12 protein-coding genes are annotated in these 14,747 nt (G+C 41.3%); 10 read left to right on the top strand and 2 right to left on the bottom strand.

Annotated features, from left to right (window positions below):
* The first annotated feature begins 147 nt into the window (after positions 1-147).
* Positions 148-1,512: a putative outer membrane beta-barrel protein gene (locus tag AC6JAD_RS06375; protein ID WP_461304457.1), complete on the top strand. Its 1,365-nt coding sequence runs from the start codon at positions 148-150 to the stop codon at positions 1,510-1,512.
* 31 nt (positions 1,513-1,543) lie between these two features.
* On the opposite strand, the gene AC6JAD_RS06370 is transcribed toward AC6JAD_RS06375, so the two are convergent.
* Together AC6JAD_RS06370 and AC6JAD_RS06365 are read right to left on the bottom strand one after the other, a co-directional pair.
* On the bottom strand, positions 1,544-1,777 hold the full coding sequence (locus AC6JAD_RS06370; RefSeq protein WP_461304456.1) for a hypothetical protein: 234 nt from the start codon (positions 1,775-1,777) through the stop codon (positions 1,544-1,546).
* Between the two features lie 20 nt (positions 1,778-1,797).
* Positions 1,798-3,627, bottom strand: coding sequence for a cation:proton antiporter (locus AC6JAD_RS06365; protein ID WP_461304455.1), 1,830 nt, complete (start codon positions 3,625-3,627; stop codon positions 1,798-1,800).
* A gap of 138 nt (positions 3,628-3,765) precedes the next feature.
* Between AC6JAD_RS06365 and AC6JAD_RS06360 the strand changes: the two genes are divergently transcribed.
* The 9 genes from AC6JAD_RS06360 (at position 3,766) to AC6JAD_RS06320 (ending at position 14,747) form a co-directional block, all read left to right on the top strand.
* The gene (locus AC6JAD_RS06360; protein WP_461304454.1) at positions 3,766-4,614 is read left to right on the top strand and encodes a universal stress protein; all 849 of its coding nucleotides are present in this window, start codon (positions 3,766-3,768) and stop codon (positions 4,612-4,614) included.
* Positions 4,611-6,800, top strand: coding sequence for a SulP family inorganic anion transporter (locus tag AC6JAD_RS06355; RefSeq protein WP_461304453.1), 2,190 nt, complete (start codon positions 4,611-4,613; stop codon positions 6,798-6,800). Before AC6JAD_RS06360 ends, AC6JAD_RS06355 begins: the two co-directional genes overlap by 4 nt.
* Positions 6,801-6,877: 77 nt before the next feature.
* Positions 6,878-7,738, top strand: a complete 861-nt coding sequence (locus tag AC6JAD_RS06350; RefSeq protein WP_461304452.1) for an MBL fold metallo-hydrolase — start codon at positions 6,878-6,880, stop codon at positions 7,736-7,738.
* Positions 7,739-7,748: 10 nt separating this feature from the next.
* On the top strand, positions 7,749-9,419 hold the full coding sequence (locus AC6JAD_RS06345) for a S8 family peptidase (protein ID WP_461304451.1): 1,671 nt from the start codon (positions 7,749-7,751) through the stop codon (positions 9,417-9,419).
* Positions 9,419-11,212 (top strand): M1 family metallopeptidase, encoded by a 1,794-nt coding sequence (locus AC6JAD_RS06340; protein WP_461304450.1) that lies wholly within the window; start codon positions 9,419-9,421, stop codon positions 11,210-11,212. The genes AC6JAD_RS06345 and AC6JAD_RS06340 overlap by 1 nt, the downstream gene beginning before the upstream one ends.
* 72 nt (positions 11,213-11,284) lie before the next feature.
* Positions 11,285-11,641, top strand: coding sequence for a ribonuclease P protein component (gene rnpA, locus AC6JAD_RS06335; RefSeq protein WP_461304449.1), 357 nt, complete (start codon positions 11,285-11,287; stop codon positions 11,639-11,641).
* Entirely contained in the window at positions 11,638-12,489 is an 852-nt protein-coding gene (locus AC6JAD_RS06330) for a DUF4349 domain-containing protein (RefSeq protein ID WP_461304448.1), read from the top strand. The genes rnpA and AC6JAD_RS06330 overlap by 4 nt, the downstream gene beginning before the upstream one ends.
* 65 nt (positions 12,490-12,554) lie before the next feature.
* Positions 12,555-13,112 (top strand): hypothetical protein, encoded by a 558-nt coding sequence (locus AC6JAD_RS06325; RefSeq protein ID WP_461304447.1) that lies wholly within the window; start codon positions 12,555-12,557, stop codon positions 13,110-13,112.
* A gap of 12 nt (positions 13,113-13,124) precedes the next feature.
* Positions 13,125-14,747 (top strand): S41 family peptidase, encoded by a 1,623-nt coding sequence (locus AC6JAD_RS06320; protein WP_461304446.1) that lies wholly within the window; start codon positions 13,125-13,127, stop codon positions 14,745-14,747.

The raw sequence follows: 14,747 nt of genomic DNA, 5'->3' as shown, positions 1-14,747 counted from the left end.
TCATTCATAATTACCTTACTTACTTTTTTCTCATTCCTATGGTGTAGTGCCTCGTCACTCATCATCCTTTTCATGTTACTCGTCCCATTGTTTTGGAATTATTGGACTTTAAGGGAATATTTAGGCAACTCTAAAAAATGTCTAAAAATGAAAAACCGAATAGCAATTCCTTTAGGCCTGTTCATTTTCCTATTTATTTCGGGTAACCTGTACGCTCAAAAAGATTACCAACGCATAGAAAGCGGAAAGAATCTCCGCAACACTGTTCTATACATCCTACGAACCGCTAAGAAGGAAAAATCGAATCCCAAAACCTGCGATGCTTCTGGATTGTTAAAGTCGATTCCTAGGAAAAAGTTGGTCGCCTCAAAAGAAGACCTAGCCAAGGAAATTAATCGAATCATGGACACCATTTTGTTGCCTGATGAGCATTTAATGCTACAAGGTAAGTATGGCCACCTTGCTTTCGAGGTCTTTGGAAATTCAAAAAAAGTAGAGGATTATGCTTTCGGCATATTTGTAAAACGTTACAAGGATATTGAACCTGCAAAACAAAAGATCATTAAAAAGCACTTTGACAGGCTTAGTCGGTTCTTTAAGAAAGGTATAGATTTAAAACCGGTTACATTTAAACACAAGGGATGCGATATTACTTCCACTACTAATTTAACGCCTTTATCCTGGAAACAGGGATACAGAAAGAGACCATCCTTTATGACCATTAATTGGAAAATAACTTTGGAGCTGAAAATAAACTGCCCTTGCAATGAAAAGAATAAGCATAAAGTTAAACAGGCCATTTACCGCTACCAAGGAAAATCATCTGGCCCCTATACCAGATTTACCGGAGATATTATTAAGGGTGTGAAGGGATTTGGTGTTCGCTTCGGAAAGGTGAGTGAAGCGAAGTACAAAAGGACCAAACTGGAATGCTGTCCAGAAAAGACGAATCCGCCAGAGGACGGAAGCTACATATCCCCAGATGAAGATATTAGCCATGAAAACATATTCATTGATGCCAATGTCGGAATTAGCCTTGCGAATGACGAGGAAACAGAGATGATAGGAGCTACAGGTATTTTGTTCTACATGACATCTATTGCCAATAATCCCTTCTATTTGGGTCCCAAAGCCACTATACAAACTACCGCACTAAATGGAAATGACATAAAAGCAACCCGGACGCTCATTGGACCGGTAGTTGAATACCAAATACCCATAGGCCAAGGAAACACACATATTTTAGGCGGCATACACTCTGGGTATTCTTTCGGGAGTATCGACAGCTTTGGGTTCAAACAAACCACCTCTGGATTTGCTGTAAACCTATATAGTGGTGTTGAAATGAAATTAACCGAAAAGGTAGCTCTAGGACTACTCTTAAATCTCTTTGAGTATAACAACACACAATTCAAAGCAGAAGAGGGTGGTATGAAAACGAACTCTAGTAATGCTCTTTTTATAACGGATAGAGCGACCGTTTCCTTAGGGGCTAGAATAGATTTGGACTAAGGTGCGCGCCTAACTAGTTTTTTATTTGGGATTATCCGCCACAATTGGTGCCAACATCTTCAAGATCTTGCAAGTAGACGTCGTAGTCCGTGCCGGTATCCTGACCATTTACCGATGCGTTCCCGTTAGCTTCGCGACACAATTCAAAGCTTGGGGTTTGCTCATTGGTGCATTGGGTGCAGCTTCTAGTATCGTCTTTCTTGCAGCCAAACACAAAGGTGAGGCAAATACTAAAAATAAACAGGTAGGTCTTTGGGGTTTTCAATGCTTGCGTGTTTTAGTTGTCTAGAAGTTCTCTTGCAATGGCTTACCTATATAAACCAAGGAAAAGCCTTCCTTTATATCTTCAATAGCTTTGTTATATGATGAAATGATGCGCAAATCACCCTTCGGTTCTTTTATAAACAAAGGAATGCTTTCCCTAACAGCGTCGATTTTATCTATTAAACTGTCGTAATGCTCTTTGCTTTTAAGTGGCAGCTCCATAATATTTGGATATTCCTCGGCAACCTTATTTACTGATGTAAAATCGTCTATATGTGAAAACAGTCCCTGCTCAGGATTATTGTTTGGGTCTTCCATTTCTTCGGAAGTAATCAAACGAAAAGCACCATTTTCACCAAACTGTTTCTGAAATTTATTTAGAGTATATTTATTGATGTCTGCGTTGCCCGTAAGTGCCATGAGGTAACCTACATCGCTCAGTTCTACATTATCCGCCAGCGATTCTGAATATACATTAACCGTAAATGCCTCTACTCCCATTTCGGTGGCCTTTTTCACATTGTTTTGGTTACTGTCTATTAAAACGACATGCCTTCCGTTGGTATGAAGGTACTTTGCCAACAACCTCGGAAATTCTGAAGCTCCTACGATTAGAATCCCTTCCGAGTTTTTTAGGAATACACCCACAATCTTGGCAAAATACCTAGCAGTGGTGGCGTTCAATAAAACCGTTGTAAGTACCACAGCAAACACTAAAGGGGTAATGTACTCTGCCCCTTCTACTCCTTTTTGAACCAATTTGCTTCCAAAAAGTGATGCAATACCCGCGGCAACAATACCCCTTGGGCCCACCCAACTAATGAATAATTTCTCATTGGTTTTTAGTGGGGATTTCACCGTGCTCAAGAATACCCCAACGGGTCTAACCACAAATATGACAATTGCAAAAAGGATGGCCGTTTTATAGTTGGCAACCAAGAACAAATCGTCCAGTGTTATGTTTGCTGAAAGCAAAATGAACAGGATGGAAATAAGCAGGACACTCAAGGATTCCTTGAAATAAAGCAACTCTTTTAGGTTAGGTAGATCACTATTTCCCAAAAACATACCCATAACGACTACAGAAAGTAATCCCGATTCATGGGCAAACACATCACTTTCAACAAAAATTAAAAGAACTACCGAAAGTGACACCACATTCAATAAATAGTGAGGAATAAGTTTTTTCTTAATGGCTAAGTAAAGGGCATACCCTCCCGAAATACCAAAGGAAAATCCAATGAGCAAAATTTTGCCAAATTCAACAAAAGCCTGTTTGGTAAAACCCAGGTCACCTTTCACCGAAATGAACTCAAAAACAAGTACGGCCACCAAAGCACCAATAGGATCGATCAATATTCCTTCCCATTTAAGAACTGCGGAGATGTCTTTTTTTAACGGAATATTTCTCAATATGGGAGTGATAACCGTTGGGCCCGTGACAATAATAAGGGAAGAAAAAAGAAACGAAATCTTCCAGTTCAAGCCCATGACAAAATGAGCAGCCACACCACAACCAACAAAAGTGACAAAGGAGCCAAGACTAATAAGCTTTCCAATAATTCCTCCTACCCTTTTCACTTCACCAAACTTCAGGGTAAGTCCGCCTTCGAATAAAATGATACCAATTGCCAGGGAAACAAAATAGAAAAGGCTCTCTCCAGGAAACAACCCTTCGCTTCCATTCCATATGGGTTGAATCCACTGTGTGCCATCTTCAGATATAAGGGTAGAAATGGGCCCTACCAACAACCCGATTAAGATGAGGGGTAAAATGGCCGGTATTTTAAAACGCCATGCCACCCATTGGGCCAATATGCCTAGAATAATAATTCCTGCCAGTTCTACCATAGTTTTCTAGTTTGGTTTATAAAAATAACCTAAAACTTTGATAGTCATAATTCTTTTTTATTTTGTTTTGCTTAGGTTACACTCTTTACCTTCTAAAGAAAAATACTATCTTTCAAAAATTACCAGACAACCTATTTCTTGAACACCAATCCTTTTAAAACCATTGCCATCGGGGTGGCCTTTTCTCCCAACCTGAAGGCCAACCTCTATGAAGCCTCTAGGCTATCGCTTTTTTTTGGATCCAAATTATTGCTCATTCACGTAGGGGATACCTCGGAAGAAAAGGAGCATGAAGTTAAGGAGATCCTAGCCCCGTTCATTGCACAAAACCTTGACTTTGAATGGGTTTTTAAGCCTGGCAATCCTGTTTCCGTCATTTTGCAAACGGTTTTGGATAAACATGTAGACCTCTTAATTCTTGGAGCATTACAACGTGAAAATTTCCTAAAGTATTACGTGGGGTCCATAGCTCGAAAAATTACTCGCAAGGCGCTTTGTTCGGTACTATTGCTTATTAACCCATCGATTAATCGGATTCAATGCAAACATATTGTCGTAAATGGGTTACAAGATGAAAAGACCCAACAAGCCATTTCGGCTGCTTTTTATGTGGGGCACGCCCTGAAAAGCGAACAGCTTACCATAGTAGAAGAAATAACGCAACAAGAATTGGCGGTTGCCATAGACGACGACAAATCCCTACGTAAAGCCAACTTAATGAAGGAAAAGCTTAGTCGAAGGGAGGATAATAGGGTCATGCAACTGCTGGAAATGATTCCTGAAGAACGTAAAGAACAAATTAGGGTAAACACACAACCCATTTTTGGAAAACGTGGCTATTCCATTGGGCACTATGCGCAAGTGGTTAGAGCAGACCTATTGGTAATGAATGCCCCTGGGAAAGTCGGGTTTTGGGATCGTTTTTTTCCACACGACATAGAACATATTTTAACCGAGCTTCCAACCGATGTACTTATTATTCAATGAGCGCTAAAAAAAGTCCATTTAAGGAATTCTTGGTAACGCTCCCTAAAAATGTTTTTTCTGGATTTGTGGTTAGCCTTATTGCCCTTCCATTAGGGCTCGGTTTGGCCATGGCCAGTGAAGCTCCTCCCATAGCAGGAATAATTGCCGCAGTCGTTGGGGGCCTAATGGTTGCACTTATCGGTGGAAGTCATGTGACCATTACGGGGCCGGGAAATGGGCTCGTTGGTGTGCTTTTGGTGGCCATAACCACCCTTGGACTGGAAGCAACGTATGCAGCTATTATATGCTCTGGTTTGCTTTTAATTGTGCTTGGCTTTCTGCGAATGGGTAAGCTTGCCGATTTCTTTCCCTCGTCGGCCATTCAAGGAATGTTAGCTGCCATAGGATTGATTATCCTTGGAAAGCAATTTCATATCATGATGGGAAACAGGCTTTCCCTTGATGGAAGTATCGATTATCTGTTGGCCATTCCAAAAACCATATTGGCTTCTTTTCAGTTTCAGGATATGGGGTTAACCTATGCGGCCATTGCAGGAGTATCTTCTCTTGCTATTATGGTTATGTACTCGCGTATTAGGAATAAATACTTTCAATTGGTCCCTGCCCCCATGTGGATTGTTTTACTCTCCATCGGAATTAGTTATTACTATGAGCTCATTCTAAAACAACCGCATCCAATAAATCCGGAATACATGATTTCTGGTATTCCTAAAGCCCGTGAAATAATATCTCAACTTCCCATTCCAAATTTCGAGCCCATAGGCAGTTTGTCCTTTTGGACCAGTGTGCTGGCATTAACTTTAATAGCCAGTATAGAATCCTTGCTCAGTATTAAGGCAGTGGATAAGCTAGATCCTCAAAAACGAAGATCTAATGTAAATCGGGACCTCAAGGCGTTGGGCCTTGCCACTGTGGGTAGTGGATTCTTGGGCGGACTGAATGTGGTGACAGTCATTGCCAGAAGTTCGGTAAATGTAAATAATGGGGGAACCAATCGTTCGTCCAACTTTTTTCACGCGTTATTTTTAGTCATTTTTATAGTACTGTTCAGTACACAGCTCACGCGAATCCCTTTACCTGCCCTCATGGCTATTTTGGTGTACACCGGGTATAAGCTGGCATCCCCAAACTTAATCCGCAAAATATTTTCGGTAGGAAGGGAGCAATTGCTCATCTTTTTTGTCACTTTATTCGTGACCCTTTTTATCGACCTCATTACGGGAATAGCCGCCGGTGTGTTCATCACATTTATCATTCACATTTTCATCAATAAAAGTGTCGCCCTATTCCTTAGGAACGTACTCAAGCCCAATGTGCTTATGTACCATGAAGAAAATGAAAACTATTATGTTAGTGTAAAGCACTTCTGTAGCTTTTTGAATTTTTATAAACTAAAGCAAAAAATAGACACTATTCCCGAAAATAGGGACGTAGTGGTAGATTTCTCCCTCTGCGAATTTGTGGATCATACCGTAATGGAAAACCTAAGCAATTATCAGGAACTGTTCTTAAAACGGGGAGGGCATTTCGAAGTGATTGGGCTCGATATGCACGATACAGATTCGAAACACCCTTTCGCCTTGCGGAGAATGATCCCGGGTTTAAGCTTTTTGCCCAATAACCTCACAAAACGACAGACAACGCTTCAGGAGATTGCCGTGGACTATGGGATTCATTATAAAGCTGAAAAAAAGCAGGATACGCATTTTCTGGATTCCTTTTTGTATTTCAAAACCAAGAAAATCGAGAATGTCTATAACCGACTTTATAATACCGAAAATACCTTCAAATTATTCGACATCAATTATTCCGAAGGTGAATTCATCGCCAAAGAGAATGTGCGCACCACCATGCTCCATATTAAATTGGATCACCAAATTCCGGATTTCACATTGGATCGTGAAGGGTTTTTAGAGCGGATTTATGCATTCGCTGGATTTAAGGATATCCCTATTGAAAACCACAATGATTTCTCAAAACGATTCTATTTGTTGGGTGACGACCCGGCTGGAATTAAGTCTTTTTTCACAGACGAATTGGTTCACTTTTTTGAAAGTAACCCATACTACCATGTGGAGTCCAATGACGCCGGTCTTTTGGTTTTCAGTAAGGAAAGAGTCGCCGGAATCAAGGAGATTAAGGCGCTTTTTGACTTTGGAAAACGATTAAGGCTTATTGTTAACTAATAGACTTCTCACTTAAGTCTTAATAAAGCCTTAACATCCCTACGCAATCCCACTCCTTTTTGTATTTTGCGCAATCTATGAAACTGTACCCTGTAGAAGCTGGTTATTTTAAGCTAGATGGTGGCGCAATGTTTGGAGTGGTTCCGAAATCCTTGTGGAGCCGAACCAATCCTGCAGATAATAACAATATGATCGATATTGCGGCGCGCTGTCTTCTTATAGAAAATGGCGATCGACTTACGCTTATTGATACTGGCATGGGTAATAAACAGAGTGAGAAATTCTTTGGCTATTACTATCCGTGGGGAGAATTCGACCTAGATGATTCGCTTAAAAAAATAGGGTTTCACCGCGATGATATTACCGATGTGTTCATGACTCATTTGCATTTTGATCATTGTGGCGGAAGTGTCCAGTGGAATAAAGACCGCACAGGGTACGAGCCAGCCTTCAAAAATGCTCATTTTTGGAGCAACGAACGACATTGGAATTGGGCTACTAACCCAAATAGAAGGGAAAGGGCTTCTTTCCTAAAGGAGAATATCCTTCCCATGCAGGAAAGTGGGCAGCTAAAGTTTATTGCGGATCCCATTGGAGACTTTTCCGAAAAGAATGAAATGGATTTCGGCATTTTCTTTGCAGATGGTCATACCGAAAAACAAATGATTCCACACATCACATACAAGGACAAGACCATTGTTTTTATGGCAGACCTACTACCTACAGCAGGTCATTTGCCGGTACCGTTCGTAATGGGCTATGATACCCGCCCCTTACTTACCCTCCCGGAAAAAGAAAAGTTTTTGAATGCCGCTGCAGATCACCATTATTATTTGTTTTTGGAACATGACGCACACAACCCAATAATTACCGTAAAACATACCGAAAAAGGTGTTCGTCTGGACGAAACCTTTACTATTGACGAAATATTTAATTAAATACCTAAAAATGAAATTTGTAAAAGCTTCTTTGTTTACCCTGGCAACCGCTGCCTTATTAGCTGGTTGTACCGGTGGAGTTGCACCTATTGTGTCTACTCCTGTTGAAAATATCGACACCCTTCCATTAAAAGCAGAACCCTTAACCGACACGCAATTGAAGTCATGGGCTGCAGCTGACTTACTAACCGATACCATTCCGGGAATGAGTGTGGATAGAGCCTACACCGAAATCCTAAATGGAAGAAAAGGACAAAAGGTTATTGTTGCGGTTATTGATAGCGGGGTCGACATTGAACACGAAGACTTAGCAGATGTTATTTGGACCAATAAGGACGAAGTGCCTGGAAATGGAAAGGACGATGATAAAAATGGATATGTAGATGATATTCACGGATGGAATTTCCTTGGCGACATCATTGCAGAAAACATGGAATACGTGCGCTACATGAAAAAGCTCGGACCTAAGTTCGAAGGCAAATCTGAGGCCTCTATTAGTGCAGCAGATCGTGCAGATTTTGATATTTACCAGAAGGCGAAGGCAGAATATGACAAGGACATAGCCGAAGCCAATGGGGTGGTTCAACAATACACTCAAATCCTATCGCAAGTAAAACCAGCTCACAAGGCGATGACGGCAAAGCTTGGTAAGGAAGATTACAATCAGAAAGACCTTGCTGGAATTCAAAACCCATCTGCAGAGGAACAACAACAAATCGGGATGCTATCCCAAATGTTGAACTTTGGGGATTCTGTTCCCGATGTCATCGAACAAATTTCGGGAGGTATCGATTACTACAAAGGACGCCTTACTACCCATTTCAATATGGAAGCTGACTACAGAAAAGTATTGGGTGACAATCCAGATAATATGGATATCATAAACTACGGAAACAATGACGTAGATGGTCCTGACCCGAAAGAGGAAGATGCGCAGCACGGAACCCATGTCGCTGGAATTATTGCGGCAAAGCGAAATAATGGCATTGGAATGAATGGTGTGGCAGACAATGCTGAAATTATGGTGATTCGTGCAGTGCCAGATGGCGATGAGTATGATAAGGATATTGCCCTGGCTATTCGTTATGCTGTAGACAATGGTGCAAAAGTAATAAACACCAGCTTCGGTAAGTATTATTCCCCACATCCAGAATGGGTTTGGGATGCTATAAAGTATGCAAGCGATAACGATGTGCTTATCGTGAATGCCGCAGGGAATGAATCGTACGACCTAGATACTATTCAGGTATACCCAAATGATCAGAAAGGCACGGGACAGGAAATGGGTGATACTTTTATTACCATTGGAGCCTTAAACTATGATTATGGAAGCGAAATGGTGGCTAATTTTTCAAATTACGGAGTTTCCAATGTGGATGTTTTTGCCCCTGGTGTAAAAATCTATTCTACTACCCCACTAAACGAATACGAATATTTACAAGGTACTTCTATGGCGGCTCCAGCAGTGGCCGGGGTTGCAGCAACGATTCGTTCGTACTTTCCAAAACTTTCTGCAAAGGAAGTAAAGCAAGTGCTTATGAACAGTGGATTGACTTCTAAGACACCTGTAATTTTAGGTGGGGATGCTTCTAACCAGAGTAATTTCAATACCATCACCAAATCTGGTAAGATGGTGAATCTATATAATGCCTTAATTATGGCAGATAAAATGTCTCGATAATGAAATTTTTAAAACAAAGTTTATTCGCCCTCCTGTGCGTAACATTTGCACAGGCTCAAAACAGTACTTCGTATTGGCAACAGAAAGTCGATTACAAAATGGAAATCGATGTGGATGTCGAAAACTGGCAATACAAGGGATCACAACAGATTACGTACACGAATAACTCACCCGATGTGTTAGATCGTGTGTTCTACCATATGTATTTCAATGCCTTTCAGCCGGGAAGTGAAATGGACGTTCGTTCCCGAACTATTGGAGATCCCGATTCTCGGGTTGGCGATCGCATTTCTAAATTATCCCCTTCAGAGATTGGTTACATAAAACCCACCTCGCTTACTCAGGACGGAGCCGCTGTAAACCATGTAGTAGCCGGGACCGTTTTGGAAGTTGATTTGGCAAAGCCCATACAACCGGGTGAGAGTACTGTATTAGCAATGGAATGGGACGCCCAAGTACCTGTACAAATTAGAAGAAGCGGACGTAATAGTAAAGAGGGTGTGGCCTTGTCCATGACACAATGGTACCCAAAATTGGCAGAGTACGATTTTCAGGGCTGGCATGCCGATCCTTATATCGCAAGGGAGTTCCATGGAATATGGGGAGACTTTAACGTAAGTATTTCAATAGATAAGGAATATATTGTTGGAGGTACAGGGTACCTTCAAGGGGAACCTAAAAAACGAAGGGGTAAGAAAACCTGGGTTTTTGATGCACCAAACGTTCACGATTTTACGTGGGCAGCAGATCCAGATTATATTCATGATACCTACGAGGGTCCTGATGGTGTTGTCTTGAACTTCTATTACAAAAACAACCCGGATATTTTAGAAAACTGGAAAAACCTTCAGCCCAAAACAGCTGCTTTAATGGAGTACTTCAACAAGCATATCGGGCCCTACCCATACAAACAATATTCGGTGATTCAAGGAGGTGATGGCGGAATGGAGTATGCTATGTGCACGTTAATTACTGGAGAACGGAAGTTTGGAAGCCTTGTAGGCGTTACGGCCCATGAACTTGCTCATACCTGGTTTCAGTTTGTATTAGCTACAAACGAAGCCAAGCACGAATGGATGGATGAGGGCTTTACCTCTTATATCTCTTCTTTTGCGGAAACAGAGGTGATGGGTGAAAACAATCCGAATCCCGTTGCTGGATCCTACAGGGGTTATAATTTCTTGGTCAAAAGCGGACAGGAGCAACCTGCCACCACACATGCCGACCGTTATGCCAGCAATCGATCCTACGGAATAACCGCCTATAGCAAAGGATCTGTTTTTATGGCACAATTAGGGTATGTAATTGGAAAGGAAAATCTTGATAAAACCATCAAGAAATATTACGAAGATTGGGCATTTAAGCACCCAACCCCTAACGATTTTATTCGTGTGGCAGAAAAAGTTTCTGGAATGGAGTTAGATTGGTATTTAATGGATTTTATGCAAACCACCAATACCATCGACTATGGAATCCAAAGTGTGACAGAGGAAAACGGAACCACTAAAGTAACGCTGCAACGTATCGGCTTAATGGGAATGCCAGTTGATGTGTATGCCGAATTTGAGGACGGATCCCAAGCTTCTTACTATATTCCTTTGCAAATGATGAGGGGCGAGAAGAGCAATCCTACTCCTGCTATAAACAGGACGCTTTTAAAAGATTGGGCTTGGGCGTACCCAACCTATGAATTTGAAATTCCCGGAAACAAAAAGGTAAAGCGCTTAGTCATAGATCCATCTAAACTAATGGCAGATATCGCGCCGGAAAACAATACCTACGAAGCCAACTAGTTTCGTTTTAACGCTTCAAAACCTCGCTTGGTCATGAACTCAGCGAGGTTTTTTTATTTCTATCTTTACCACGTGAGCCAAAAATTCCACAAAAAAGAGCGATTAAAATCGCGCAAGGTGATAGATCAGTTATTTTCCGAAGGAAAATCGATCAAAAAATTTCCCTTACGGCTCATCTTTATGGAACAGGAATCAGCAGAAACTCACCAAGCCACCTTTGCTGTTCCCAAACGTAATTTTAAGCTTGCCGTCTCAAGAAACGGAATCAAAAGGCAACTCCGTGAAGCATATCGTCTTGAAAAAATCGTGTTAGAGACCCACAACGGCAAGAAATTTGCGTTGCTCTTTATGTATATTAGTAAAGAGAAACCGCAGTTTGCCCAAATTTCCTCCTCCGTTAAGGCCCTGCTTAAAAACATTACATCATGAAATTTTTTAGTCTATTAATTTTTAGTCTTGCTTTGGCCTGTTCGGGAGGATCGGGTGATTACGTTGCAGAATCCGAGGAGAAGGCTGCGGCCGATGGCCTTACTTTCACTACGTATAAATACGATGAGGCCTCGGGCGCCGATGATCTAGATAACGCTGGTAAACCCATTGAGGTAAATCAACAAACAAGGGAGCAACAAATCATAAAAACGGGGCATTTAGAATTCGAAACTTCGAACCTAGACACAACCCATGTAAAAATTATGGGATTGGTGAACCGTTACCAAGGGATTGTTCAAAATGACAATTCGGGCAAAAGCTACGGTAAGCTATATCAAAATGTGACCGTGCGCATTCCATCGGAATATTTCCAGTCATTTATGGACGGAGTTTCTGAAGGGGTCAAATATTTCGATCGTAAGGACATTAGTCAAAAAGACGTCACTGAAGAATTTGTAGATCTAGAAGCACGCCTCAAAGCGAAAAGAGAATTAGAAAAACGCTATCTGGAATTGTTGAAACAGGCCAAGAATGTGAAGGAGATGCTCGAAATAGAGCGCGAGCTTTCAAATATCCGTGAAGAAGTTGAAGCCAAGCAAGGTCGCCTTAACTATTTGAAAGATAGAGTCTCTTTAAGTACCATCACCCTGCATTTTTATAAAACGACTTCGCAGACGGGGGTAACCGTTTCGTACGGTCAAAAAATGAAAAATGCCTTCAAAGGTGGATGGGACGGGATCTCAGTGTTCTTCTTGGGTCTTCTCTACTTATGGCCACTGTTCCTGCTCCTACTTATTGGAATACTTATTCTTAGGAGGTACCTAAAACGTAAGAAGGCTAAAAATTAACAATTGCTTATTACGCTATCCCCAAAAAGCTGATTATCTTTTGATCCTATAAACCCAAACAATTCATGAAAGGCTTTTGGATACTATTTTGTGCATTCACCATACTGGCATGCGCTAACAACGATGACAGTTCCGATAGTAATGCCATGAATGATGACGACGGTCCCATGATGACAGAAGTCGAAGCCTTGGGTTTGGTGACAGGGGTAAGGGCTCGTCAAACATTTGATCAAAAGCCTCTTTTACTGGGAAACCCTAATGTATTTGTGTCGGGGTTGGCCCTAACTGCTGTTCCAAATCCTGCTCGGGATATCATGTTTTTGTATTCAAATGGGACCATTAACGATGTTTGGGTTATACCGGCAGAGGCTGAAAAGATTTATCAAGATGAAGATTTTAATGCCGTCTATTCATCGGATAGCTATTCAATTAATGATGTTGAAAATATATCGGTGGTAACTGCCAGTACCATTAATGAAGGCGGTGCGACCGTCAATTTGGAAGACCTTGACCCTGGTTATTATAGAATATTTGCATTGGTCGACGGGACGCTTCAATGGGAAAACCTTTACATACAAAGCGACTCCGAAGATATAGATGACTTAATAGAATTTTGGAATTAAAAAATACGGATCATGAAAAGAAGAATCCTGGTACCGATCCTAGCCATTGGATTATTGATTACCTCATCCAGTTTTAGAAGCGATTTTTTTGAAATCGCGAAACAAATAGAAATTTTCACCACGCTCTACAAAGAGCTGAACATGAATTATGTGGATGAAAATACACCTGCTACCCTTATGGACAATGCCATAAAGGGTATGCTCGAAGACCTAGACCCCTACACAGTGTACTGGAACGAGCAAGCCGTAGAGGACGCGCGAATAAAGAACTCCGGAACCTACACGGGTATTGGGGCTTCGGTGCGTACACTTAAGGATAGAATCGTAATCACTGAACCCTTTAAGGACTATCCGGCCGATAAAGCGGGCTTGAAGGCCGGTGATGAAATCGTGAAAATTGGGGATATTAGTTTATCCGATTTCGAGGATGACGCCGGAGACTTAATGAAAGGAGCGGCTGGAAGTACAGTAGAGCTAACGTATAGAAGGCAAGGTAAAACGCTAACCACTACTCTAACTCGTGAAAAAGTGGACGTAAAAGCGGTCCCTTATTACAAACTCATAGAAGGCGATATTGGATACATCGTATTGCGAAAATTCAATCGCAGAACTACCGTCGAAACCAAAGCAGCCTTAGAAGAGCTGAAGCTAGACGGGGCTAAAAAAATCATTTTGGACCTGCGTGGTAATCCTGGCGGATTGCTTAATGAAGCCATAAATGTGGTAAATCTATTTGTTCCAAAAGGAGAAGTAATTACCACTACAAAATCGGTTATTGAAAAATACAACAAGACCTATAAAACCAGAAACCAGCCAATTGATACCGAAATTCCTTTGGTGGTATTGGTAAATGGTCGTTCTGCCTCTGCCAGTGAAATTGTATCCGGTAGTCTTCAGGATTTGGACAGAGCGGTGGTCGTGGGGGCCAGAAGTTTTGGCAAAGGCCTTGTACAGCGACCCAAAAAATTAGCTTACGGTACTCAGTTAAAAGTAACCATTTCCAGGTATTACACGCCAAGCGGAAGATGCATTCAGGCCCTCGATTACTGGAATAGGGACGAGAATGGGGACCCTGTTCGATTAGACCCAAAAGAATACAACCAATTCAAGACCAAAGGAGGGCGAACGGTTTATGATGGCGGTGGAATTTTACCAGATATCGAATTGGAATCAGCTAAATTTAGTCCGATCACAACAGCATTGCTACGTGACCATGCCATCTTCGATTTTGCTACCGAGTACCACTATAGGAATGAAATGACAGATTGGAATGGATTCACCATAAACGATGCTGTGTTTCAGGACTTCATAAAGTATTTGAAAAAGAATGGTTTCGACTATGAAACAGAATCTGAAAAGAAGTTTGAAGAAGCACTTCGAAGAGCCGAAGATGATGAATTAAAAGATGATATTCAGGCAAGTTATAATTCGTTAATGGAATCCATTGATCGTGCAAAGGAAAAAGATTTAGTCAGCAAAAAAGCGGAAATCAAATCGTTGTTGACCGATGAAATTTTAAAGCGCTATTTTTACAGGGAAGGGCTATATGACTATCAAGTGAAGAATAACCCTGAAATTTTAGAAGCCATCTCCGTGCTTAATAATACGAGCCAATATCAAAAAATATTGAAGTAA

This window comes from Aureisphaera sp. (assembly GCF_059726885.1).
The sequence above is the reverse complement of the archived record's forward strand: the minus strand, read 5'-3'. Positions and strand labels throughout refer to the sequence as shown.

Excerpts from the sequence above, each read along its gene's own strand:
- AC6JAD_RS06375 (WP_461304457.1), top strand. The coding sequence starts at position 148 with ATGAAAAACCGAATAGCAATTCCTTTAGGCCTGTTCATTTTCCTATTT.
- AC6JAD_RS06365 (WP_461304455.1), bottom strand. The coding sequence starts at position 3,627 with ATGGTAGAACTGGCAGGAATTATTATTCTAGGCATATTGGCCCAATGG.
- AC6JAD_RS06355 (WP_461304453.1), top strand. The coding sequence starts at position 4,611 with ATGAGCGCTAAAAAAAGTCCATTTAAGGAATTCTTGGTAACGCTCCCT.
- AC6JAD_RS06350 (WP_461304452.1), top strand. The coding sequence starts at position 6,878 with ATGAAACTGTACCCTGTAGAAGCTGGTTATTTTAAGCTAGATGGTGGC.
- AC6JAD_RS06345 (WP_461304451.1), top strand. The coding sequence starts at position 7,749 with ATGAAATTTGTAAAAGCTTCTTTGTTTACCCTGGCAACCGCTGCCTTA.
- AC6JAD_RS06340 (WP_461304450.1), top strand. The coding sequence starts at position 9,419 with ATGAAATTTTTAAAACAAAGTTTATTCGCCCTCCTGTGCGTAACATTT.
- AC6JAD_RS06330 (WP_461304448.1), top strand. The coding sequence starts at position 11,638 with ATGAAATTTTTTAGTCTATTAATTTTTAGTCTTGCTTTGGCCTGTTCG.
- AC6JAD_RS06325 (WP_461304447.1), top strand. The coding sequence starts at position 12,555 with ATGAAAGGCTTTTGGATACTATTTTGTGCATTCACCATACTGGCATGC.
- AC6JAD_RS06320 (WP_461304446.1), top strand. The coding sequence starts at position 13,125 with ATGAAAAGAAGAATCCTGGTACCGATCCTAGCCATTGGATTATTGATT.